This is a genomic window from Nitrosomonas sp. ANs5 (assembly GCF_050584665.1).
Classification (GTDB): domain Bacteria; phylum Pseudomonadota; class Gammaproteobacteria; order Burkholderiales; family Nitrosomonadaceae; genus Nitrosomonas.
Genome location: NZ_JBEUDO010000001.1, coordinates 132,258 through 153,712, shown reverse-complemented (window position 1 = coordinate 153,712; position 21,455 = coordinate 132,258). Strand labels below are relative to the sequence as shown.

Here is a 21,455-nt window from a genome sequence, read left to right as displayed (position 1 = left end):
GTACTATGCGTGCGGTACCACAACATCGAGTTGAATATCACCGCACCCAGAATATTACCAATCGTCACAGGAATCTGATTCCACCACCACCACTGTGAAATGGTAACATCAGCCCCCGACAGTATTCCGATCGGGAAAACAAACATATTCACCACAGCATGTTCAAAGCCTAACGCGAAGAAGGTGGCGATCGGCAACCAAATCAGCATGACCTTGCCAGGCACGCTACGCGATGCCTTTGCAAAAACCGGGCCAAGGCTGACCAGCCAGTTACACAACACCCCCATGCCCACTGCAGCCAGCCAACCATTCATGCCAAATTCGGAATAAGAGGCTTTCTTTTCAGCAAGCTTGGCCAGTGTGGTCAATGCACCGCTGGGCTCCGTAGAGCCACCCTTGGTCAACGAGAACCAAAGTAGCCAGGCAAAGAAAATACCGCCCACCAAATTGGCGATAAATGTCCAGGACCAGTTGCGCACGACGCTTGGAAGCTTGATTCGGCCAGCAAACATGGCCATCGGCATGACCGAGAAACTACCGGTTGCCATTTCCAAGCCGAGCATGGCCAACATGATATATCCCACCGGGAAGATCAAACCTGCGGCCGCTGTCGTCCAGCCCTGGGATACCAATAATGCAGTCAACGCCGTGGCATAAGCAAGAAATGGCGTACACAGAAATCCTCTCACCAGGATCTGCGATACATTGAATTTACTTTTCTTGACCGCATCCTCGACAAGATCGCGCCCCATCTGCGGAGGCAACACCTGATCCAAGGCCGAAGCATCACCTCCTTTAGCGGGTACCGCACCCACACTTTCACCAGTGCCAGGCATGCTTCCTGCAGCAACACTGGCGGAGGATGACGCTGTTGTCACATTCTCACCGGCATGCCCACCACCGCCTGACAAGCTTTCGGCGACAATACTTGATTGAATGACCTGTTCGTTTGAACTGATCGTCGGTTGTTCGGATTCTTTCATATTTTCTCTTAGATAACGTTAGTAGAGGAAATGCTGACTGTTATACTATGCGATGCTATGCATGGTGGCCATCGATTTTGCCACATCTTGAGATGACCGGCAAGCAACCGGGCCATCCGCTGAATAAGTTAAGTCACTGATAGAGCAAGTGCTAATTTGCTGGGAATCTTATACAAATGAAGGAAATTGGCTTTATCGGTCTAGGCATTATGGGCAAACCCATGGCCAGACACTTGATTGAAAATGGCTATACGGTTTATTTAAACTCCCGCAGTGGTGTGCCGGATGAACTGATTGCCTTGGGCGGTCGGGCTTGCCCTACCCCCAGGGAGGTAGCAGAAAAATCCGAGGTCATTTTTCTAATGCTGCCGGACACTGCACATGTTGAAACCGTGCTGTTCGCCCAGAGTGGCATTGTAGAAGGCCTGTCGGCAGACTATTCTCGGCCCCGAATCATTGTAGACATGAGTTCGATATCACCCGTTCAAACTTGGGCATTTGCTGAACGGCTATCGGAACTGGGTCATCATTACGCTGACGCGCCGGTTTCTGGCGGTGAAATTGGTGCCCAAAATGCCACACTGACGATCATGGTTGGCGCCACCGAAGCCATTTTCGAAACGATCAAACCGGCGCTGGCGGTAATGGGGCAAACGATTACCCGGATAGGCGATCCTGGCACCGGGCAAATCTGCAAGGTCGCAAACCAGATTGTTGTTGCGCTGACGCTGGAAGCTGTAGCAGAAGCATTGGTGTTTGCTTCCAAAGCGGGGGCGGATCCAGAAAAAGTAAGGCAAGCGCTGCTGGGCGGATTCGCGGCATCGCGCATCCTCGAGGTTCATGGTGAACGGATGATCAAACATACATTCGATCCTGGGTTCCGCATTGATTTACAGGTCAAGGATCTGAGCATTGCACTAGCCAGCGCCTCGGCTCTGGGCGTGAGCCTGCCCGGCACCGCCCTAGCCCAATCACTCTATAATGCGTGCCTGGCACAAGGCGATGCGCGCGCGGACAATTCAGCCATTGTCCGCGTACTTGAGAAATTGGCTGAGCATGATCTGACCAAACCGACACCATGCAACGCACCCGATTAATCCAGGCATTCCGGAATTTTCTGCCGACGGAATCCGTATTGGCGGCTCCAGAAGATCTCAGACCCTACGAATGCGATGCTTTGTCTGCTTACCGACAGTTGCCCATGCTCGCGGTATTGCCGCAAACTGAGGCGGAAATAGTTGAAATTCTCAGGATCTGCCATGCCGAACAAGTGCCTGTCGTCGCGCGCGGCGCTGGCACAGGCCTTTCGGGCGGCGCGCAGCCACATGCCGAAGGCGTGCTGGTATCCCTCGCCAAGTTAAACCATATTCTGGAAATCGATCCCTTGGCATGTAGCGCACGGGTACAACCTGGCGTCAGAAATCTGGCAATCAGCGAAGCGGCCGAGGCTTATGGTTTATACTACGCGCCCGATCCCTCCTCACAGATTGCCTGCACGATTGGAGGCAACGTAGCGGAAAACTCGGGCGGCGTGCATTGCCTTAAATATGGCTTGACTGTGCATAACATTCTGAAACTGCGCGTATTGACGATCGAAGGGGCTTGCCTGGAAATTGGCGGGGATGCACTGGATAGCCCCGGTTTTGACTTGCTCGCATTGATGACAGGCAGTGAAGGCATGCTGGGCATTGTCACAGAAATCACGGTCAAGCTTCTCCCCAAGCCGGAAACTGCCAAGCTGGTCATGGCCATGTTCGACGATATCAAAAAAGCGGGCGAAGCCGTCGCCAACGTTATTCGGGCCGGCATTATTCCAGCCGGAATGGAAATGATGGATAAAATCACCATTCATGCCGTCGAGGATTTCATTCACGCCGGTTACGACAAGGATGCCGCAGCCATTTTGCTCTGTGAATCGGATGGCCTGGAAGAAGAAGTGGCCGACGAAATCCGTCAGATCCAGGCCATTCTGACTGCCAGCGGAGCCGTGCGTGTCGCTACATCGCGTAATGAACATGAACGTCAGCGATTCTGGGCTGGGCGCAAAGCTGCATTCCCCGCGGCAGGTAGAATCTCTCCTGATTATTACTGCATGGACGGCACCATTCCCCGCAAACACCTGGCCCAGGTTCTGCAGCAAATCGAACAGCTCTCCATGGCATATGGCCTGCGGTGCATGAATGTCTTCCATGCCGGCGATGGCAATTTACACCCGCTGATTCTCTACGATGCCAATCAGCCAGGAGAATTACAAAAAGCGGAAGACTTTGGTGCACGCATCCTGGAAATCTGTATCGCAGCAGGTGGCACGCTTACCGGCGAGCATGGTGTCGGGATCGAAAAACTCAATCAGATGTGTTTGCAATTCAATGATGCTGAACGCGAACTTTTCCACGCCATCAAAAGCGCATTTGATCCCACAATGCTGCTGAATCCAGGCAAGGCTGTTCCCACGCTCCATCGATGCGCCGAATTCGGCGCAATGCATGTCCATCGTGGAACAGAGAAATTCCCGGAAATACCGAGATTCTGATCTCTACCTTGAACGATCTGAAATTTCCATCATGCAGGCTATACTCGATCATCTAACCAACACCCTCATTGAAGCTGGCACAAACAAACAATTGTTATGCATCCACGGTGGCCGGAGCAAGGATTTCTATGGCAATCCGCAGGCATTGCACCCTCCCAAGCTGGATCTAACCCCCTATCAAGGCATACTTGATTACGAGCCCAGCGAGCTGGTGATCACCGCGCGTGCCGGTACACGCATGCAGGATTTGGAAAAAACATTAAATGACCAGGGGCAAATGCTAGCCTTTGAGCCGCCCTGTTTCAACCTATCGACGACACTCGGCGGGTGTGTGGCCGCCGGGCTCTCCGGTCCCAGGCGTGCCTACGCCGGTGCAGTCAGAGACTATGTGCTAGGTGTCAAACTGCTCGATGGCAAAGGAAACGTACTGTCCTTTGGCGGCCGTGTCATGAAGAATGTGGCAGGCTACGATGTTTCCCGCCTCATGGTGGGTGCAATGGGCACGCTGGGCGTACTGCTCGAGATCTCCCTGAAGGTCCTGCCCAGGCCGGCATCGGAACGGACTCTAGGCTTTCAGGTAGCGATGAACAAGGCCATAGCAATCATGCGTGAATGCGCTGGCAGCCCCCTGCCGGTTTCCGCGACGTGTTTTGTCGATAATCATTTGTATATCCGGCTTTCTGGTGCCGAATCCGCCATTCGGGCAGCGCACGGCAAACTGGGTGGTGAATGGCTCAGTGACGATATGCACTTCTGGAATGCCATCAGGCACCACACCCATCCATTTTTTACGATGAAAAGCATGCTCTGGCGTTTGTCGGTCAAAGCCACGACACCGCCCCTGTCATTGCCTGGCACACAGATGATCGAATGGGGCGGTGCGCTACGCTGGCTGGCTATGGATGAGCACGATTGTCATCCGGCCGTGATTCGCGACCTGGCATCCAGTGCGGGTGGACATGCAACGCTGTTTTATGGAGACAAAACGGTGGCCCCAGTCTTTCACCCCCTGTCCCCTGCCCTGTTGACCCTACACCGGCGCCTGAAAGATCAATTCGATCCGGCAGGTATCCTGAATCCTCAACGCATGTACACCGAGCTTTAATCACCATGCAAACCCGCCTCTCCGATCTCATCAAGGATACACCTGAAGGAAAAGAAGCCGATGCCATCCTGCGCAGCTGTGTGCATTGTGGCTTCTGTCTGGCAACCTGTCCCACTTATCAATTATTGGGCAATGAGCTTGACAGTCCACGGGGGCGAATTTATCTGATCAAACAATTGATGGAAGGCGAGCCAGTCACTCATAGCACGCAATTACACCTTGATCGCTGTCTGACCTGCCGTGCATGCGAGACCACCTGCCCTTCAGGGGTGCGCTATAGTCATTTACTGGACATCGGCCGTGGCATGGTCGAGCGGCGTGTCGAACGCCCACCCCATGCCAAATTTGTGCGTTATTTATTGCGCACACTGTTACCCAATCGGACAATATCCGGTCTCTTGTTTGGTTTGGTCCGCATGGGACGCCCGCTGCTGCCAGGTCGGTTAAAAAAGCTAGTTGCTCCCGCATCCAGGGCAGCCGACGATTTGCCCCGGACAAACCATGCACGCACCATGCTGATTCTGGATGGCTGCGTACAGCCGGCCTTGACGCCCAACACCAACCGCGCCGCTGCCCGCGTGTTGGACAAGCTCGGGATTTCACTCATTGCGACAAAACAGGCCGGGTGTTGTGGTGCACTGGCCTACCACCTCAATGCCCAGGAAGAAGGGCTCGATGCCATGCGTCGCAATATCGATGTCTGGTGGCCTCATGTCACCCACAAGGACAGACCGGTCGAAGCGATTGTCATAACCGCAAGCGGCTGTGGAGTGACCGTCAAAGACTATGGGCATCTCTTACAACACGATCCGGTCTATGCCGGGAAAGCCGCGCGCATCTCGGAATTGGCACGTGACATCAGCGAAATCATCGCCTCAGAGATCACCAGCCTGACATCCTTGCTGAACCCGTCTGAACCAGCGCCCTCACCACGCCATATCGCTTTTCATGCCCCTTGCACATTGCAGCATGGCATGCGTTTGGGGGGTAAGGTCGAAAGCATCCTGGAGGCATCAGGTTTTCATTTGTCCAAGGTAGCAGATGCGCACCTTTGTTGTGGATCGGCCGGTACCTATTCGATTTTACAACCGAAACTTTCTCGCCAGTTGCGCGATAACAAGCTCGCCGCGCTGACTGCGGATAATCCCGAGTTACTGGTGACGGCCAATATCGGCTGTCAAACGCATCTGCAGGGTGGGGTAGATTTGCCCGTGCGGCACTGGATTGAAATACTGGATGAAAGACTCAACCAACACGCCTCAGGGTGACAGATTCAGCAATCATCTTCCCTGCACACCTCAGTCTGGACCAGGCACAGCCTAGGAGGCTGTCCGAGAATAGCGATCGTAGCGAGGGCGAGGCTGGTTGAGTTGGATTTTTCGATCATTTGAGGCGAATAGTCGTTCTATTTAACGAAAAGGATCGTAAAATCCGGCCAATCAGCCTCGTCCGCAGTAGATCAGTCTATTCTCGGACAGCCTCCTAGTCAGCTGTTCCGCCGCTATTCCGCAAGCAGTTGATCGTCAGGAAAGCCCATACTCCTGTGCCAGTTTCTCGCCCCATGCCGCCAGATTATCCAGCATTTGCGCTGCGTCAGGCGCATGCGGCGGAGGCTGATTACGCAACAGCTTTATTTTTTCGCGGTATTCGGTCAGCGTCAGACATCCGGTGCTCACCTTCTCTGTGAGGTGGGCACGACAAATCATTCGCCAACGCTGTCTTTCTTCACCAGATAACGTCGCTGGCCAGTTACGCGCACGATAGCGGAACAGCAGTTCCGGGTAGCGTGCATCCCGGAATGGCAAAGCCAGTTCAGTCAGCTGCTCCGGCAAGGCTGTACGGACCCTCGGCAACAGACTGCGGTCGTGATCACCGATGAATCCTTGATAAAGCGCCTGATCGGCATCATTGGCCATCATGGGTTCGCGCAGCGCATAGGCACACCTGACACGCTGCCAAAAATCCTGATGATTTTGCAGTAACTGCCAATGATGACGGCATGTGTCGATATCCAGCTTGATTCTGTGCGCAACCTTATCATCGATAATTTTCTGAGGCGCAACGGCCGGACACTTATTCATTCTCACCGTCTTCACGGGTAAACGTAGCTGACCGGCCGCCAAATCCGATTGGGAGGTGAACAGACATTCAGCCAGTGCGTCCGTATCCAGCCCCAAAAAAGGCGTTGGATCATGCCGTAAATCATATGCCAGGATACTATTGGTATTGTTCTCCTCAGCTAGCAACGGCATAATCAAGGTTGTGCAACCATACTCTGCCGGATACATACGTGAGGTATGCAGCACTGGGGTATGCTTTGCCAGATCCAGCAACTCCGATACTGCGCGCTTGTTGCGCAAGCGAAACAACCAGTCGTATAACCGTGGCTGCCGCGCGCGTAACAAACGCGCCAGTGCAATCGTCGCCCGCACATCTGACAAGGCATCATGCGCACTGTCATGTGCCAGCTCATTAGCAGAGGCGATATCTTCCAAGCGAAAGCTTGGCCTGCCCCCCTCATTCAGCGGCCAGATGATACCTTCAGGGCGCAATGCGTAAGTCATGCGCACCAGATCAATCAAATCCCAGCGTGAATTGCCATGCTGCCATTCACGCGCATAAGGATCGTAGAAATTACGATAGAGTGCGTAGCGGGTGACTTCATCATCAAAACGCAGGGTATTGTAGCCCAGTGCGCAAGTACCCGGTTGCATCAGCTGTTCATGAATACGGGCAATAAACGCTGGCTCCATGAGCCCCCGCTCATCCGCCATCTGGGGAGAGATACCGGTAAGCAGGCAGGCTTCGGGTTGCGGCAATCTGTCACGCGGCGGTCTACAATAAATGACCAGAGGATCGCCGATTTCATTCAACACCTGATCGGTGCGGACCCCGGCGAACTGAACGGGACGGTCCCACTTGGGATCAGCCCCGGATGTTTCATAATCATGCCAGTATAAGGTGACTGGCGCCTGCTGCGTGGCGTGCGCCATGGTTTATAAACCCAGACGTTGCCAGATCTTTGTGGACAAGACAGCTGAATTCAGCGTGTAGAAATGCAATCCTGGTGCACCCGCTTCCAGCAAGCGCGCGCACATCGCTGTCACAACATCCAGCCCAAATGCCTGGATAGACGCCGTATCGTCTCCAAACCCTTCAAGCCTTCTGCGTATCCAGCGCGGAATCTCAGCACCGCAACCATCAGAAAATCTTGTCAACTGTGAAAACTTGCTGATGGGCATGATGCCAGGAACAATTGGAATCGCAATATTCGCGGCTTCACACATATCCACAAAATAAAAATAGGCATCGGCATTGTAAAAAAACTGCGTAATCGCCGCATCCGCACCCGCCTCGACTTTTCTCTTGAAGTTGGCAAAGTCCTCCTGGGCAGAACGCGCCTGTGGATGGTATTCAGGATAAGCCGCCACTTCAATGCGAAATGCCTGTCCGAATGTCTGGCGAATGAAAGCGACCAGTTCATTGGCATAACGAAATTCCCCTGCCCGCGCCATGCCCGAAGGCAGATCGCCGCGCAATGCAACGATATGGCTGATGCCAAGGCTCTGATATTTTTCCAGGATGGAAAGAATATTTTCCCGGGTCGAACCGATGCAGGAAAGATGGGGCGCCACCGGATAACCTTCTGCTTGAATTTCCAATACGGTTTCAAGCGTGCGCTCACGCGTCGATCCGCCCGCACCGAATGTCACAGAAAAAAACTTGGGGCTAAACTGGGCCAGTTGCGCACGCGTCGCGCGCAATTTTTCCATACCCTCAGGCGTCTGGGGAGGAAAAAATTCAAAACTAAAGGTGGGGGGGAATTTCTTCTGAGATTGCATCAAAACTTACACCCGCTTACATAATGAAGCGTATCCGTAGAATCACAAAAAAGATGAACTGGGAAGCAATGATATCCATCACGGGCTCCCCAGTCACCAACGCTAGGCTAGGAGGCTGTCCGAGAATAGACTGATCTACTGCGGACGAGCCTGATTGGCCGGTTTTTACGATCTATTTCGTTAAATAGAACGACTATTCACCTCAAATGATCGAAAAATCCAACTCAACCAGCCTCGCCCTCGCTACGATCGCTATTCTCGGACAGCCTCCTAATTAGTAACGGTACATATCGGGTTTATATGGCCCGTTCTTATTTAAATTGAGATAACGTGCCTGCTCATCAGTCAACTCGGTCAGCTGGGCACCCAATTTTTCAAGATGCAAGCGTGCAACCATTTCATCCAGGTGCTTCGGCAACACAAAGACTTTTTTCGGGTAGTCCACGCCATTTGTCCACAGCTCAATTTGCGCCAATACTTGATTGGTGAATGAATTTGACATGACAAATGAGGGATGGCCGGTTGCACAACCAAGATTCACCAGACGTCCCTGCGCCAGTACAATAATCCGGCGGCCAGTCGGGAAAATAACGTGATCCACCTGCGGCTTGATATTTTCCCAAGGGTATTTCTGGATGGAGGCAATATCGATTTCCGAATCGAAATGACCGATATTACAGATAATTGCCTGATCCTTCATTTTCACCATGTGGTCATGATGGATGACCCGAAGGTTGCCGGTGGCGGTCACAAAAATATCAGCCTTGTCACAAGCATCCTCCATGGTGACAACACGGTAGCCTTCCATCGCGGCTTGCAATGCGCAGATCGGATCAATTTCAGTGATCCAGACCGTTGCCCCCAGACCGCGCAATGATTGTGCGCAGCCTTTCCCGACATCACCATAGCCACAGATGACTGCAATTTTGCCGGCGATCATGACATCGGTCGCGCGCTTGATGCCATCAACCAACGATTCCCGGCAACCATAAAGATTATCAAACTTGGATTTGGTGACCGAATCATTCACATTAATGGCAGGAAATGGCAATTCACCTTTCTTGTCCATTTCATACAACCGGTGCACGCCGGTGGTGGTTTCCTCGGTGACACCGCGAATATTGGCCAGGTTGCGTGAATACCAGCCAGGTTGCTCGGCAATGCGTTTTTTGATCGAGGCAAATAATACACGCTCCTCCTCATTGGCCGGGTTGGCGATGACGGAAGGATCCTGCTCGGCCTTACTGCCGAGGATAAGCAGCAATGTGGCATCGCCACCATCGTCCAGAATCATATTGGCGCCGTGCGAGCCATCAGACGACCACTCGAATATACGATGGGCATAATCCCAGTATTCTTCCAGCGATTCTCCCTTGTAGGCGAATACTGGAATTTTTAGAGCCGCAATAGCTGCGGCCGCATGATCCTGGGTGGAAAAAATATTACAGGAAGCCCAACGGACTTCGGCACCCAGAGCGACCAATGTCTCGATCAATACCGCAGTTTGTATGGTCATATGCAGGGAACCCGCGATCCGTGCCCCGGCCAGCGGTTGTTGAGCGGCGTACCGTTCACGCAATGCAACCAGACCTGGCATTTCGGTCTCGGCAATCGCGATCTCCTTCCTGCCCCACTCTGCCAAGGATGGATCGGCGATCTTGCAGTCAGTAAAAGAGTTGTCGCCCGTATTGGGACTTATTACAGCATTCATAGCACATCTCCAAATAATGAAAGAGCGCCGTTATATCATCATCCATTTGCCCGAGCCTCACGGCGTTTAAGCCGCTGCAGCGCTCCTCAGCACAAGTGGAAATTCATTCACCCAGCTATCGGGCAGTCATCAAATACCTGCGTCCGCCCGAAGCAACTCGGCCATATCTGTTCTTTCCCAGGTAAAATCAGGATCCTCCCGGCCAAAATGACCATGTGCCGCAGTTTTGGCATAAATCGGGCGTAACAAATTCAGCTCATGAATAATTGCCCGCGGACGCAGATCAAAGTGCCTGGTAATCAGTTCAGCCAGTTTCTCATCTGCAATTTTCCCCGTACCAAAAGTTTGCACCATGAGCGAAACGGGCTGAGCGACGCCGATCGCGTAGGCCACCTGCACTTCACACTTGCGTGCCAGGCCAGCGGCTATGATATTTTTGGCCACATAACGACCGGCATAGGCAGCCGAACGGTCAACCTTGGAAGGATCCTTGCCGGAGAAAGCGCCACCGCCATGGTGGGCAGTGCCGCCATAGGTATCGACGATGATTTTGCGGCCCGTCAGCCCGCAGTCTCCCATCGGCCCACCGACTACAAACCGGCCTGTTGGATTGACCAGGTACTTGATTCGGTCGTTGATCATTTCCGCTGGCAAGACAGGTTTGATGATTTCCTCGATGACGCCTTCAGACAAATCGGCATGTGAAATATCCGGATCATGCTGGGTGGAAATGACCACGGTCTCTATACTTTGTGGATAGCCGTCGACGTAACGCACGGTAACCTGCGATTTAGCGTCCGGCCGCAACCAGGGCAACTTGCCATTTTTCCTCAGCTTTGCCTGCTGCTCAACCAAACGGTGCGCATAGAAGATCGGCATCGGCATCAATTCTGGCGTTTCATCGCAGGCATAACCAAACATCAGCCCCTGGTCCCCTGCTCCCTGATCCATTTCCTCCTCTTTGCTGCGATTCACACCCTGCGCAATATCCGGGGATTGTTTGTTAAAGGCGGTCAGCACTGCACAAGTGGTGGCATCGAAACCGATTGCAGAACTGGTATAACCGATTTTACGCACAGTCTCACGGGAAATAATGTTGTAATCCACCGAAGCATGGGTGGTAATTTCTCCCGACAAAACGATCAAACCCGTGCTGCACATCGTTTCGCAAGCGACACGCGCATTGACATCTTGTTCCAGAATGGCGTCCAGTACTGCATCAGAAATCTGATCGGCCACCTTGTCAGGATGTCCTTCGGAGACCGATTCAGAAGTAAAAAGATAATCACTCATAGTTATTTTTTTGTAAATTAGAACCTTGTATTGTAAATCAGATCCTGTCAGAGCAGAAACTTTCAAGCAGTGTGCGTATTCGATCCAGCATAACCGCTTGTACAGCCCTATGCCGGCTACACGAACATGCATGACAGGAAACGGAGGAGAAGCATACTTCAGCCCCTACGATATCGCCTTTGCCAGCATAAAGTCTAACGGCACATCCGAGCGTTTTCTTCCGGCCACTGCGTAATAATAGAGGGGTTGGCCTTCTATGGATAACCGATGCCGGTAGCGCTCTATGCGATAAACATGCAGGTATTCGGAAAAAATCAGCTCACGAATTAACTTTGAGAACCCCGACTCATCGCTTTGATCCATGAAAGTTTCCTTGATATTGAATGCAACCCAGCCCTTGCTATCAATAATATTGAAAGCCTCGATAAATGCGCCCGGTGGGATATCCCCAAAGCCCAGTGCCGCGACGGTCGTCATGCAATCACATTGCCAGCCAGTGATCTCTTCCCTGATATCGTCATCCAGATTAGTAAAATCCTCGACATAATAAGCATCGTACAGATCCGGTCTATCCCGAATAGTCGCATCATGGGCCTCCTGGATTATATCCACCCCCACCAGCCTGGAAACGCCATGCTTTTTCAGTTCCTCCCCCATCATACCGTTACCGGCACCCAAATCCAGCACGCGAAGTTCGCTGAGATTCTCCTCCGATTGATCCAGCGCTGACTGCAAAATGGCCGTCACTTTACTAGGTGATTGGCATTTCAGGCGATCATAGAACAATTGCTCATACAATCCCTGCACACGATAAATCTCCCCATAATCGTGAAAGCGTATTTTTTTTCTCGGCTGTCCCACTCTTTGCAGGTAGAAATAGGTTTCGTCTTGTTCCAGATTGTAAAACTTGTCCTTGGGAAATTGAATTCTATGCTTGATTTTTTGATGCATTGCGGCCTTTTTTGAGGTTTACGATCAGGATACGAATCGTTCCGTGGCCCGGAACAAATGATAAAGTCTCCTTTCTATTTAAACATATCAGGTATGCATCAACCAAAACATAGCCGGCCGGCCATGCAGCCCGTTCATGCCATGGCGGCATAAAACATGCCAGTATGGAGACTTGCGCTACGCAGTCATTCGAGCAAGCTGCCTGGCAAATCCATCAACGGCAATGGTTATTGACTTAACCGGCATATTGCGATAACTTCGCAGCCCTTGTTTTAGGTGACCCCAGGACGCCAGTCCGAAGGTTTAAACGGGAAGCTGGTGCGCGAAGATATTTATCCCGCAATGCCAGCACTGCCCCCGCAACGGTAAATGAGTCAAGAATTCGCAAACGCCACTGTGTACAGACATGGGAAGGCGCGTATTCAAGGAATTTAGCCCGCTCATGAGTCCGGAGACCGGCCTGAAGCAATCTTACGGTACTGCGGAGGGCGGTAGGCGGCATACAAACTGGCTTGCACTCCGTTCCGTCAATTAGCTTACAAATGAAATCGATGGATTAGCCTGCCAGGCTAGGCGCAAACCGCAGTCATAGCCGTAGCTATGGCGAGGATTTGCAACAACGCATGACAGGCGAAGGCGCGATTTCATGTAAGCGGTTTGGCGGAACGGAGTACTTGGCTTGATTGACAGCCAGGGCGCTCGCCCGGGTTTCTCCTCCTCTGCAGCACCTCCATCCACTCATTAGCATCGCGCGGGTGTGCGCGGAGGAAAATATCTTGAAACGTCATACTCTACCTGTACTCTCAGGTTTACTATGGCTGGGTCATCCTGTGATGACACTGGCCGAAGACAGCAATCATACTGAAAAACCGATCATCGTTACCGCGACGCGAACGCCCCAGACGGTCGATGAAACACTTATTTCATCGACCGTCATCACACGCCAGGAGATTGAACGCCAGCAGGCCCGCTCCATGCAGGATCTGTTGCACGGCATAGCTGGCATTAGTATTGCCAATAACGGCGGGCCGGGCAAAAACACCAGCCTGTTCTTGCGTGGCACCGAATCCGATCACGTCTTGATACTCATCGACGGCGTCAGAATGGGTTCAGCCACTTCCGGCACAACGGAAATTCAGAATATTCCGGTCGAATTGATCGAACGCATCGAAATTATACGCGGGCCACGTTCCAGTTTATACGGACCGGAAGCCGTTGGCGGCGTGATTCATATCTTCACCCGCAAAGGCAAAAAAGGCCTCAGGCCTACCTTCAGTTTTGGTGGCGGCAGTTATGGCACAATCAGCGGCTCGGCCACGCTCTCGGGTGGTGGTGAGCAAGGCTGGTTCAATCTTGGTATCAGCGGATTTAGCACGGAAGGATTTAATGCCTGCTCCGGCAGCCCTCCCCCCAATGGCGCGGGCTGTTTTACGTTCGAACCGGACAAGGATGGTTATCGCAATCTTTCCGGGTCAGCACGCGCAGGCTACCGGTTCGAGAACGGGCTGGATATCGAGGCAAGCTTTATCCATTCCGATGGCTACAATGAATTCGACGGTATTTTCGTCAATCGAAGCGAACTGGTGCAGCAGGTTTTTGGTGGCACGGCACGCTTTTCACCCACAGATCGCTGGCAAATGACTCTGGTTGCGGGGCGTAGCCGGGAAGATTCGGATAATTTTCTGGAAAAAACCTTCATGTCGCGCTTCAACACCCAGCGCGATACCGCTTCCTGGCAGAATGACTTGTCGTTGAGTTCGAACCAGCTTTTGACCATTGGCGCAGACTATCTGTTCGATACCGTCGACAGCACATCCGACTTTACTGAGACATCTCGCTATAATTGGGGCGTTTTTGCGCAACATCAGCTTGCACTTGCCGCACACAAACTGCAACTTTCATTACGTCACGATGATAATCAGCAATTTGGCAGCCGCGTCACGGGTGGTATTACCTGGGGCTATGCACTGACCGAACAGGTGCGGTTGGCCGCCAGTTTTGGCAATGCCTTCAAGGCGCCAACTTTCAACGAGCTCTACTTTCCCGGCTTTGGCAATCCCGATCTCAAGCCGGAAGATGCGCGCAGCGTGGAACTCAGCGCGATCGGCAGGTTTGACTGGGCCAACTGGTCTCTCAACCTGTATGAAACCCGGATCGATAACCTGATTGCCTACGATGCCAGCCTGTTTGCTCCCGCCAATATCGATGAAGCACGCATTCGAGGACTGGAAGCCATACTCAGCACGCAGATCAAAGGCTGGCAAATCAACTCGAATCTGACTTTTCTCGATCCAGTCAATCTTTCAAATGGAATGGCCCGGGGAAATATCCTGCCACGGCGCAGCAGGCAATCCTTCCGGGTCGATACCGCGCGCCAGTTCGGTGATTATGTTGTGGGCGCCATGTTCCTTGCCGAAGGCCGACGTTATGATGATCTGCAAAATACGCGCACAATGAGCGGATATGTCAAAGTCGACCTGCGGGCTGAATACATTTTCAATCAGCACTGGCGCATACAAGGGCGTATCGAAAACTTATTCGACAAGGATTATGAAACCGCTGCCTTTTTCAACCAGCCGGGACGAAATTATTTCGCAACCTTGCGCTACCAACCCTAGTACTCCGTTCCGCCAAAACGCTTACATGAAATCGCGCCTTCGCCTGTCATGCGTTGTTGCAAATCCTCGCCATAGCTACGGCTATGACTGCGGTTTGCGCCTAGCCTGGCAGGCGAATCCATCGATTTCATTTGTAAGCTAATTGACGGAACGGAGTACTAGGAGGCTGTCCGAGAATAGACTGATCTACTGCGGACGAGCCTGATTGGCCGGATTTTTCGATCCTTTTCGTTGAATAGAACGACTATTCGCCTCAAATGATCGAAAAATCCCGCTCAACCAGCCTAGCCCTCGCTACGATCGCTATTCTCGGACAACCTCCTAGGCAAAAAGGGCTGAATCAATCCGACATCGCGTACCGCATGCTGGCGCATCAATCCAGACGACTTTGATTCTGGATTGATGCGCCAAATTTTATCAAGTGATACCGAAGCACTACTTGATCCGCATGCCGGGTTGCGCGCCACTGTCCGGGGCCAGCAAATAGGGCCCTTCTCCCTTGCCATCGCCCGCAGCCAGCACCATGCCCTCCGACAAGCCGAATTTCATCTTGCGGGGCGCAAGATTGGCCACCATCACTGTCAGCCTGCCCTTGAGCTGCGCCGGACCATAGGCGGATTTGATACCAGCAAAAACGGTGCGCTGCTCGCTGCCTATATCCAAGGTAAGCTGCAACAGCTTATCGGCACCGGCTACCTGCTGCGCATCGAGAATACGTGCAACACGCAAATCAATCTTGCTGAAATCCTCGATCGATATCGTTTCGGCAATCGGCGCCACTGTACGCTGCTGTGCCTGGGCATGTCGCGTGAGTGAATGCGAATCCGGTGCTGGTGCCATGGTTTGCTGATTGGCGGCAACCAGTGCGGCGATTTGCTTGGGATCGATACGGGCCATGAGATGCTGGTAAGCATTGATACGATGGCCGGCCGGCAGTAACAGACTGGAGAAAGGTTGACCGGCTTCCTGTTTGGGCCAGGGCAGTGATTCGCAGTTGAGAAAGCGCTCGATTTGTACAGCGGTATGCGGCAGAATCGGCTTCAAATAGCACGAGAGCAAATAGAACAGCTGGATGCCCAGGCTGCAGGCACGATGAAGCTCCCGTTCACGCGCGCTGTCCTTGGCAATTTCCCACGGCGCGAGTTCGTGTATGAGCTCGTTCACTTCATCGGCCCGTTTCATGATTTGACGCACAGCCGCCGAAAAATCCCTGGCCTCATAAGCGGCCTCTATGCCCCCTGGCTGCCAGGATGAAAAGCGTGCGTCGGTAATTTCCAGCAACAGCTGATAATCTTCGCCCGTAACCAGCATGCCATCAAAGCGCTTGCTGATAAATCCCGCACAACGGCTGGCGATATTGATGTATTTACCCACCAAATCGGCATTGACACGCGCGGTAAAATCTTCCAGATTAAGATCGATGTCCTCCATGCTGCCATTGAGCTTTGCCGCATAGTAGTAACGCAGCCACTCCGGGTTCAGCTGCTGCTGCAGATAGCTTTCCGCAGTAATGAAGGTTCCGCGTGATTTACTCATTTTCTCGCCATTCACGGTCAGAAATCCATGTGCGAAAATTTGGGTGGGGGTGCGGTAACCGGCATTTTCCAGCATGGCTGGCCAGAATAATGCATGGAAATAGAGGATATCCTTACCGATAAAATGGTAGAGCTCTGTACTGGAATCCTGTTGCCAATAGGCCTCAAAATCGATACCTTGCTGCATGCAGAGTTTCTTGAAACTCCCCATGTAACCAATCGGCGCATCCAACCACACGTAGAAATATTTCCCGGCTTCCCCGGGGATCTCGAACCCGAAATAGGGGGCATCGCGAGAAATATCCCAATCCGTCAACTTGTTCTCACCGGCTTCCCCCAGCCATTCTGCCATTTTGTTGGCCGCTTCCGGTTGCAAATGGCCGCCCTCGCGCGTCCAGCGACGCAAAAAATCACTGCAACGATAATCGGACAGCTTGAAGAAAAAATGTTCCGAAGCCTTTTTGACCGGGGTGGCGCCGGACACAGCAGAATAAGGATTTTTGAGGTCGGTTGGCGCATAAGCCGCGCCGCATACCTCGCAGGAATCGCCATACTGGTCCGCCGCGCCACATTTCGGGCATTCGCCCTTGACATACCGGTCCGGTAAAAACAGATTCTTGAGTGGATCAAACAGCTGCTCGATGGCGCGGACCGAAATCAGCCCCGCCGCCTTCAATTTCCGGTAAATATCTTCCGCGTAATAACGTGTCTCATCCGAATGAGTGCTATAGTATTGATCGAAATGGATATGAAAACCGGTAAAATCGCGCAGATGTTCCTCGTGGACACGTGCAATCAGTGCTTCCGGAGAAATGCCTTCCTTCTCGGCGCGCAGCATAATCGGCGTGCCATGGGTATCATCCGCACACACGTAATAGACGGTATGTCCCAGCATCTTTTGATAACGCACCCAGATATCGGTCTGAATATACTCTACCAAATGGCCCAGATGGATACTGCCATTAGCATAAGGCAGTGCGGAAGTCACTAGAATTTTGCGTGTAGTCATCGCTTATTAATCTGTTCAAAAATCCATAAACAAGGATTGTAGCAAACTGCGCGCGACTAACCGGGACGATATTTGCTAACATCAAGGATTTTGATGGAAGGAGGTTTATCTTGACGATCACGCCACAACAAATCGAAACAACACTCGAACAGATCGTCGATCCCACGACCGGCAAGGATTATGTAACCAGCAAAGCGCTGCGCGACGTTCGGATCGATCACGACCAGGTAATGGTTGAGATTGAACTGGGCTATCCCGCCAGAAGTGTCCTGGAAAATGTACGTCAACAGGTGGCCGAAGCCCTGCAAGCAATTCCTGGCATTGGACCGGTCACTGTCAATGTAACAAGCCAGATCATCGCCCATAGTGCGCAACGCGGACTCAAGCTCGTCCCTGGCGTCAAAAATATCATTGCAGTCGCATCGGGCAAAGGCGGGGTTGGCAAATCTGCAACCGCAGTCAACCTGGCGCTGGCACTCGCTGCCGAAGGTGCGGCAGTAGGCATTCTGGATGCGGATATCTATGGCCCATCGCAGCCGCAGATGCTTGGCGTGAGTGGCCGTCCCGACTCGCCGGATGGCAAGACCATCGAACCGATGCGCGCACATGGCATCCAGATGATGTCGATCGGGCTCCTAATCGATGCGGAAACCCCGATGGTCTGGCGCGGCCCGATGGTCACGCAAGCGCTGCAACAATTGTTGAACGACACGCTGTGGCATGATCTCGACTACTTGGTCATCGATCTGCCACCTGGGACCGGCGACATCCAGTTGACACTGGCGCAGAAAATACCGGTCACCGGTGCGGTCATCGTGACGACCCCGCAGGACATCGCTCTGCTGGATGCGCGCAAAGGGCTAAAAATGTTCGAGAAGGTGGGTATTCCCATCCTCGGGATTGTGGAAAACATGGGTCTGCACACCTGCTCCCAGTGTGGCCATACCGAGCCAATTTTCGGTACAGGCGGCGGCGACAAAATGTGCCGTGACTATAATGTCGAATTACTCGGTACGTTACCGCTGGATATCAAAATCCGTGAACATACCGATGCCGGCACACCGAGCGTGGTGGCCGAACCGGAAGGACAGATCGCCATCACCTATCGAACCATTGCCCGCCGGGTAGCCGCCAAGGTTTCCGACCTGTCTAAAGATTACTCAGAGGTCTTTACACAGATCATCATGGAAGACGACTGAGGATCTACCATGACAATCAAATCTGACCGATGGATACGCAAGATGGCCCGCGAGCATGGCATGATCGAACCGTTCGAGCCCAATCAAATCAAGCAGAAAGATGGCCACAGCATCGTATCCTATGGCACCTCCAGCTATGGCTATGATATTCGATGCTCGGATGAATTCAAGCTTTTCACCAACCTGAATTCGACGATCGTCGATCCGAAACGTTTCGATTCCAACTCGTTTGTCGATGTCAAAAGCGATATTTGCATTATTCCGCCCAATTCCTTTGCCTTGGCGCGAACCGTTGAATATTTCCGTATTCCACGCAATATTTTGACGATCTGTCTTGGTAAATCCACCTATGCGCGCTGCGGTATCATCGTCAATGTCACGCCGTTCGAACCGGAATGGGAAGGCTTTGTCACACTGGAATTCTCGAATACGACGCCTCTGCCCGCCAAAATTTACGCCAATGAAGGGGTAGCGCAAGTGATTTTCTTTGAATCCGATGAAGTGTGCGAAATCTCATACAGGGACCGGAATGGAAAATATCAATTTCAACAAGGTGTTACATTACCCAAGATATAGCCTATCTGCCTGTCCCTGATGAAGCCGCCCAGCTTTTTGCACCATGCCGCCTGCTCCCCGAACACATGTGAACCCGCATTTCCCGGCAGGCTGCTGGCATATCTCCAGCGCTACCAGGAACCTCAGCGGTATTTCCATAGATGCCACGCACATGACCGGCGCAGTCAAGGTGACGATGATTTGCGCCAACGTAATTGGCAGTGCGCCGAGGGTCGCCTGGCAACCGTCTGCAGATTCATCGCCAGAAAGCTGTCATTGAATTCCGATACCTGAAAGCAGCCAGTCACCCATCCGAATTACCTTCGACTGATGCTGCCCCAAAGCAGACGGAGATTTAGAATCCAGTGCAACGCTTTGTGCTTTATCTTGTAAAGAAATAATCGGACTTAATGGTCGGATTTCGCGAACCTGTCCGTTTCAATTCTCCATAATCTCGCAGAAAATTCTTACTGCACCGGCATCCTGTCTTAACAACCCTCGCATTCCAAGACTCGATAAACCGTCATGCAGCGGAGATTTTCTGTAACTATCTCGAACTGAAATGGCAAGACTGCCATTCTGTTCGCCTTTCATCAACTTATCCAAGGATTTAATGATGCTTGTGGAAATTTCCGCTTCTTTCTTATCCTCTGCCACCGTTCCCAAGCGGGTGATGAATTGCCTACGAATGGCTGTTACGCACACCTTATTTTGACGGCTTTGCAAATCTTTTTGATAGTAAGAACAACGAAAATACGCATCGTCGAAAAACACGCGTTCCGGTGAAATCGATAACCTGAACCAACGATTCTTTTGGTTTTCGACCACGACGTCCTTCGAGTCCTTGCAGGTCTCAGCCAGTATGATAAGCTCGATTTGTAGGTCGCAATTCTCTTCCACCTCGATCCAACCGTAGGGGTGTACTACGATAGAGGGAGCCTTTTTCAAAAAATCAAATCCACGCAAATGTGCTGCCATACCTAACAACAGCGACACTTGCTGTTTATTCAATGGCAAATCAATAGCCGCCTCCTTGCCCGGTACGCCCGCATCAATCCGCTGTCCTTCTTCATCTCGAGGCAGCACAATCCGGTAATTCTGTTGACAATTGGGATAATTCGCCTCGAAACTGTCATCCAAGTTTTCCAAAGCTTGCTTTAGGCTCGTTCTGTCATCGCCAAAATCCTTGAACAGAGCCTCGATATAAGCAATTTTTCCGTCCGATGTTTGTCCTTGCGCCACCTCGTCGAGCGTAAACCAAATCAGCTTCTCGTTATCCGCAATCTCTTGCTGCAAAAAGCAATAGCCTTCCAAGGTCAACTTGATTGCAAAAATATTCAGGTGATATTCAGTCAAGGCATGGTTCGGACCAGCACCTTGCACTTGCCGATACGTCTTTAAAGTCCGCCAAGGATAGAAGAAATAATGCTGTTCGTATTCCAGTCCAATTTCTTCCATCAATTCCCGTTTAAGCGTTGCATTCAAGGCCGGTTTAATCGATGCATGATCAGTCGATTGCAATAGGCGTAATTTGTCTTGCATATCGCTATCAAAATCAATGAGGTCTTGTTGGTTAACACGGCCGCCAGGTAAACCGTAGTTTCCCGATTTCTTTTCATGCCGGGTCTTATCCTCGCGGTGATAGAAAAGAATTTTTCCTTCAATCTTGATCACGCACCATGCCACGTAAATGAAACGGACCGGCCCCGCCGACTGCTTGAGATGATGATCGTGCCGCCTGTTTTCGATGATTTTCAAAACTTCCCTTTGTCGCTCTTTTTTATCGTCACAAACATCTCTCGTATTCCAAAAATCCGCCTCAAAATAACGAGAATCGGGATCGCTGATGGCCGATAGCACGGACAAAGCCATCAATTGGGCGGGAAAAGAAACGAAACACCATTCGCCGCGTTGCAAGTCTTGTGGCTTGAGCGTGGCCAAACTATCCAGCAAAGCTTCACAAAGATTTACCGTGTTTCCGGCAACCTCCGGTGATACACCTTTCGCTTCGGATAGCCCGGCAATTAGCGTATCTCGGCTAACGGCATAATAATCACCTTCCTCTTCGGCGAAACGGGGGAGTAAGGAGATTAGGCTTTGGATTAAAGGGGCGGTCATGGA

The 21,455-nt window shown here is 52.0% G+C and carries 16 protein-coding genes and 2 riboswitches; of the genes, 8 read left to right on the top strand and 8 right to left on the bottom strand.

Annotated elements, in window-relative coordinates; all coding sequences use genetic code 11:
* Positions 1 to 983: formate/nitrite transporter family protein (locus tag ABTW62_RS00625; RefSeq protein WP_430902632.1), on the bottom strand; the 983-nt coding region annotated here is incomplete at its 3' end.
* Between the two features lie 176 nt (positions 984 to 1,159).
* Between ABTW62_RS00625 and ABTW62_RS00620 the strand changes: the two genes are divergently transcribed.
* The 4 genes from ABTW62_RS00620 to glcF are packed head-to-tail and all read left to right on the top strand — an operon-like array spanning position 1,160 to position 5,889.
* Complete coding sequence (locus tag ABTW62_RS00620; RefSeq protein WP_430902631.1) at positions 1,160 to 2,080, top strand: 2-hydroxy-3-oxopropionate reductase; 921 nt, start codon at positions 1,160 to 1,162, stop codon at positions 2,078 to 2,080.
* Complete coding sequence (locus tag ABTW62_RS00615) at positions 2,062 to 3,516, top strand: FAD-linked oxidase C-terminal domain-containing protein (protein WP_430902630.1); 1,455 nt, start codon at positions 2,062 to 2,064, stop codon at positions 3,514 to 3,516. Before ABTW62_RS00620 ends, ABTW62_RS00615 begins: the two co-directional genes overlap by 19 nt.
* A 31-nt stretch (positions 3,517 to 3,547) precedes the next feature.
* Positions 3,548 to 4,621, top strand: coding sequence for a glycolate oxidase subunit GlcE (glcE, locus tag ABTW62_RS00610; protein ID WP_430902629.1), 1,074 nt, complete (start codon positions 3,548 to 3,550; stop codon positions 4,619 to 4,621).
* A 5-nt stretch (positions 4,622 to 4,626) separates the two neighbouring features.
* Positions 4,627 to 5,889 (top strand): glycolate oxidase subunit GlcF, encoded by a 1,263-nt coding sequence (gene glcF / locus ABTW62_RS00605; protein ID WP_430902628.1) that lies wholly within the window; start codon positions 4,627 to 4,629, stop codon positions 5,887 to 5,889.
* A 255-nt stretch (positions 5,890 to 6,144) separates the two neighbouring features.
* Here glcF and sbcB read toward each other — a convergent pair whose 3' ends face one another.
* From sbcB to ABTW62_RS00580, 5 genes are all read right to left on the bottom strand, one after another.
* Positions 6,145 to 7,614, bottom strand: a complete 1,470-nt coding sequence (sbcB, locus tag ABTW62_RS00600) for an exodeoxyribonuclease I (RefSeq protein WP_430902627.1) — start codon at positions 7,612 to 7,614, stop codon at positions 6,145 to 6,147.
* 3 nt (positions 7,615 to 7,617) lie between these two features.
* Positions 7,618 to 8,463 carry a methylenetetrahydrofolate reductase [NAD(P)H] gene (metF, locus tag ABTW62_RS00595; RefSeq protein ID WP_430902626.1) on the bottom strand — a complete coding sequence of 282 codons (846 nt, stop codon included), beginning with the start codon at positions 8,461 to 8,463 and terminating at the stop codon, positions 7,618 to 7,620.
* 274 nt (positions 8,464 to 8,737) lie between these two features.
* Positions 8,738 to 10,174, bottom strand: a complete 1,437-nt coding sequence (ahcY, locus tag ABTW62_RS00590) for an adenosylhomocysteinase (protein WP_430902625.1) — start codon at positions 10,172 to 10,174, stop codon at positions 8,738 to 8,740.
* A 15-nt stretch (positions 10,175 to 10,189) separates the two neighbouring features.
* A riboswitch (S-adenosyl-L-homocysteine riboswitch) is annotated at positions 10,190 to 10,269 on the bottom strand.
* Between the two features lie 34 nt (positions 10,270 to 10,303).
* Positions 10,304 to 11,467 (bottom strand): methionine adenosyltransferase, encoded by a 1,164-nt coding sequence (gene metK, locus ABTW62_RS00585; protein ID WP_430902624.1) that lies wholly within the window; start codon positions 11,465 to 11,467, stop codon positions 10,304 to 10,306.
* Positions 11,468 to 11,632: 165 nt separating this feature from the next.
* Positions 11,633 to 12,418 (bottom strand): class I SAM-dependent DNA methyltransferase, encoded by a 786-nt coding sequence (locus ABTW62_RS00580; protein ID WP_430902623.1) that lies wholly within the window; start codon positions 12,416 to 12,418, stop codon positions 11,633 to 11,635.
* 257 nt (positions 12,419 to 12,675) lie between these two features.
* Positions 12,676 to 12,896, top strand: a riboswitch (cobalamin riboswitch).
* 298 nt (positions 12,897 to 13,194) lie between these two features.
* Here ABTW62_RS00580 and btuB point away from each other — a divergent pair.
* Both btuB and ABTW62_RS00570 read left to right on the top strand, forming a co-directional pair.
* A complete protein-coding gene (gene btuB / locus ABTW62_RS00575) occupies positions 13,195 to 15,036 on the top strand; it encodes a TonB-dependent vitamin B12 receptor (protein ID WP_430902622.1) in 1,842 nt (613 codons plus the stop codon).
* A gap of 257 nt (positions 15,037 to 15,293) precedes the next feature.
* Positions 15,294 to 15,428: a hypothetical protein gene (locus ABTW62_RS00570; RefSeq protein WP_430902621.1), complete on the top strand. Its 135-nt coding sequence runs from the start codon at positions 15,294 to 15,296 to the stop codon at positions 15,426 to 15,428.
* Positions 15,429 to 15,471: 43 nt separating this feature from the next.
* On the opposite strand, the gene metG is transcribed toward ABTW62_RS00570, so the two are convergent.
* The gene (gene metG, locus ABTW62_RS00565) at positions 15,472 to 17,580 is read right to left on the bottom strand and encodes a methionine--tRNA ligase (protein ID WP_430902620.1); all 2,109 of its coding nucleotides are present in this window, start codon (positions 17,578 to 17,580) and stop codon (positions 15,472 to 15,474) included.
* Positions 17,581 to 17,690: 110 nt separating this feature from the next.
* Here metG and apbC point away from each other — a divergent pair, with 110 nt between their 5' ends.
* Positions 17,691 to 18,779, top strand: coding sequence for an iron-sulfur cluster carrier protein ApbC (apbC, locus tag ABTW62_RS00560; protein ID WP_430902619.1), 1,089 nt, complete (start codon positions 17,691 to 17,693; stop codon positions 18,777 to 18,779).
* 9 nt (positions 18,780 to 18,788) lie between these two features.
* Positions 18,789 to 19,355, top strand: a complete 567-nt coding sequence (dcd, locus tag ABTW62_RS00555) for a dCTP deaminase (RefSeq protein WP_430902618.1) — start codon at positions 18,789 to 18,791, stop codon at positions 19,353 to 19,355.
* Between the two features lie 417 nt (positions 19,356 to 19,772).
* On the opposite strand, the gene ABTW62_RS00550 is transcribed toward dcd, so the two are convergent.
* Positions 19,773 to 21,452, bottom strand: coding sequence for an NUDIX hydrolase (locus ABTW62_RS00550; protein WP_430902617.1), 1,680 nt, complete (start codon positions 21,450 to 21,452; stop codon positions 19,773 to 19,775).
* Positions 21,453 to 21,455: the final 3 nt, after the last annotated feature.

What these genes read in the sequence shown, in the direction of transcription:
- ABTW62_RS00620 (WP_430902631.1), top strand. Translation starts at nt 1,160, where the DNA reads ATGAAGGAAATTGGCTTTATCGGTCTAGGCATTATGGGCAAACCCATG.
- ABTW62_RS00615 (WP_430902630.1), top strand. Translation starts at nt 2,062, where the DNA reads ATGCAACGCACCCGATTAATCCAGGCATTCCGGAATTTTCTGCCGACG.
- glcE (WP_430902629.1), top strand. Translation starts at nt 3,548, where the DNA reads ATGCAGGCTATACTCGATCATCTAACCAACACCCTCATTGAAGCTGGC.
- glcF (WP_430902628.1), top strand. Translation starts at nt 4,627, where the DNA reads ATGCAAACCCGCCTCTCCGATCTCATCAAGGATACACCTGAAGGAAAA.
- sbcB (WP_430902627.1), bottom strand. Translation starts at nt 7,614, where the DNA reads ATGGCGCACGCCACGCAGCAGGCGCCAGTCACCTTATACTGGCATGAT.
- metF (WP_430902626.1), bottom strand. Translation starts at nt 8,463, where the DNA reads ATGCAATCTCAGAAGAAATTCCCCCCCACCTTTAGTTTTGAATTTTTT.
- ahcY (WP_430902625.1), bottom strand. Translation starts at nt 10,174, where the DNA reads ATGAATGCTGTAATAAGTCCCAATACGGGCGACAACTCTTTTACTGAC.
- metK (WP_430902624.1), bottom strand. Translation starts at nt 11,467, where the DNA reads ATGAGTGATTATCTTTTTACTTCTGAATCGGTCTCCGAAGGACATCCT.
- ABTW62_RS00580 (WP_430902623.1), bottom strand. Translation starts at nt 12,418, where the DNA reads ATGCATCAAAAAATCAAGCATAGAATTCAATTTCCCAAGGACAAGTTT.
- ABTW62_RS00570 (WP_430902621.1), top strand. Translation starts at nt 15,294, where the DNA reads ATGATCGAAAAATCCCGCTCAACCAGCCTAGCCCTCGCTACGATCGCT.
- metG (WP_430902620.1), bottom strand. Translation starts at nt 17,580, where the DNA reads ATGACTACACGCAAAATTCTAGTGACTTCCGCACTGCCTTATGCTAAT.
- dcd (WP_430902618.1), top strand. Translation starts at nt 18,789, where the DNA reads ATGACAATCAAATCTGACCGATGGATACGCAAGATGGCCCGCGAGCAT.
- ABTW62_RS00550 (WP_430902617.1), bottom strand. Translation starts at nt 21,452, where the DNA reads ATGACCGCCCCTTTAATCCAAAGCCTAATCTCCTTACTCCCCCGTTTC.